The 2,052-nt window shown below is 78.2% G+C and carries 1 protein-coding gene; it reads right to left on the bottom strand.

The window, feature by feature from the left end:
• Positions 1-2,023, bottom strand: a 2,023-nt coding sequence (locus ABZ885_RS39965; protein ID WP_360199938.1) for an acyltransferase domain-containing protein, incomplete at its 3' end; no start/stop codon positions are given.
• Between the last annotated feature and the right edge of the window lie 29 nt (positions 2,024-2,052).

The following is a 2,052-nucleotide window of genomic DNA, read 5'->3' on the forward strand; positions in this document are numbered from 1 at the left end:
AGTCGTGTGCTCTCCCGATCGGGCTGGTCCGGGGCCCCGTCGTGGGGGCGGCGATCCGCTCCCAGTCCTCCTGCGGGGGCACCGGGGTGCGCGCCAGGAGGGCGATCCGGCGGCCCGGCCGGGACAGGTGTTCCGCCAGCGCCAGGCCGAGGCCGCCGGTGCCGCCGGTGATCACGTAGACCCCGTCCTCCCGCAGCGCCGAGTCCTGCGGCCCGACCGCCGGGAGCGGGGCCGGGGCGAAGGTCTGCGACCAGCGGTGCCCGCCGCGGTGGGCGACCGCCGGGTGCGCCGGAGCGACGGCGAACTCGGCGAGCAGCCGGTCGGCGTGCAGCTGTGGCGGCGTGCCGTCGAGGACGAGGTCGACGCTGCGCAGCTTCAGCCGGGGGTGCTCGCGGGGGATCACCCGGCAGGGCCCGAGGACGGTGGCGCGCAGCGGGGCCAGCGGTTCGGAGCCGACGACGTCGTGGACCCCGTTGCCGATCACCCACAGCGAGCGGTCGGCGTCCGCGGACAGCGCGTTGAGGGCCTGCGCGAGCAGCAGCAGACTGTCGAAGCCGAGCCGCAGGGCCCGGTCGTCCGACCAGCCGTCCGGAACGCCGCCCGACGGTCCGTCCGGCGCGTCCTGCGCGGGCCCGTGCCGGGCGGGCAGCGGCCCGAGCGACCAGCAGTGCGCGATCCGGTCCGGCACCGGGCCGTCCTCGCCCAGCGCCGCGAGCAGCCGCCCGTAGTCGGCAGGCTCCTGCGGGTCGACGGTGAAGCCGTCGCCGTCCCACGACCACCCGTCCCCGGCCGCGACCGTGGCCACCGTCGCCCCGGCCGCCCGCAGCCGCGCCGCCAGTTCCCGGCCCACGCCCACCGCGTCGGCGAACACCAGCCAGCGCTCCCCGGAGCGGTCCGCCGGGGCCTCCGGCAGGGCCGTGCGCTCCCACGACGGGACCTGGAACCAGTCCGTCAGCTCCCGCCGGCGGTCGGCGGCCCGGGCCGCAGCGGTGGCGCCGTCCCGCAGCTCCAGCCAGTACCGGCGGCGCTGGAACGGGTACGTCGGCAGCTCGACCCGCCGCCGCCCGCCGCCGTGGTGCGCGGCCCAGTCCGGCTCGTACCCGTGCACCCAGAGCTGGCCGAGCGCCCGCTGCGCCGCCTCCACCGGGTGCCGCCCGTCCTGACGGTGCGACAGCGTCGAGGTGATCAGCCGGGCCGCGTCGCCGGGCAGGATCCGCCGGGCCAGGCTGCTCAGCGTAGGCCCGGGCCCCACCTCCACCAGGACCGCCCCGGCCTCGACGCCGAGGGTGCGCACCCCGGCGTCGAACTCGACCGGGCTGACCACCAGCCGGCCCCAGTACGCCGGGTCGACGGCCTGCTCCGGGGTGATCCAGGTACCGGTGAGGTTCGAGACGAACGGGACGGCGGGCGCCTTGCGGGGGACGGCCGCGACGGCGGCGGTGAACTCCGCCACCACCGGCGCCATCGCGGGGGAGTGGAAGGCGTGCGAGGTCGCCACCGGGTGGGTGACCACGCCGCGCTCCGCGAGCAGCGCGGCGAACGTGCCGACCGCGGCGTGCGGACCGGCCACCACGCAGTCCCGGGGGCCGTTGTGCGCGGCCAGCGCCAGCCCGTCCGGCAGCAGCTCCAGCACCGACGCCCGGTCGGCGACGACGCTCAGCATCGCCCCCTCCGGCCGCTCCTGCATCAGGGCGCCGCGCAGGACCACCAGGCGCAGGGCGTCCGCCGGGGCGAACACCCCGGCCGCGCAGGCCGCGACGAGCTCGCCCAGGCTGTGGCCGAGCAGCGCGTCGGGCCGCACGCCCCACGACTCCCACAGCCGCACCAGCGCGTATTCGAGGACGAACAGCGCCGGCTGCGCCAGCGCCGTGCGCCGCAGCGCCGCGGCTTCCTCCTCGGTGGCGGACCCGGCGACCAGCAGTGCGCGCAGGGTGTCGCCGGTGCCGCCCTCGGGCAGCGCCGCGAGGCACTCGTCCGCGGTGGCGCGGAAGACCGGCTCGTTCTCGTACAGGGCGCGGGCCATGCCCGGGTACTGGGTGCCCTGCCCGCCGA

The sequence above is a fragment of the Kitasatospora sp. NPDC047058 genome (genome assembly GCF_040643935.1).
Taxonomy (GTDB): domain Bacteria; phylum Actinomycetota; class Actinomycetes; order Streptomycetales; family Streptomycetaceae; genus Kitasatospora.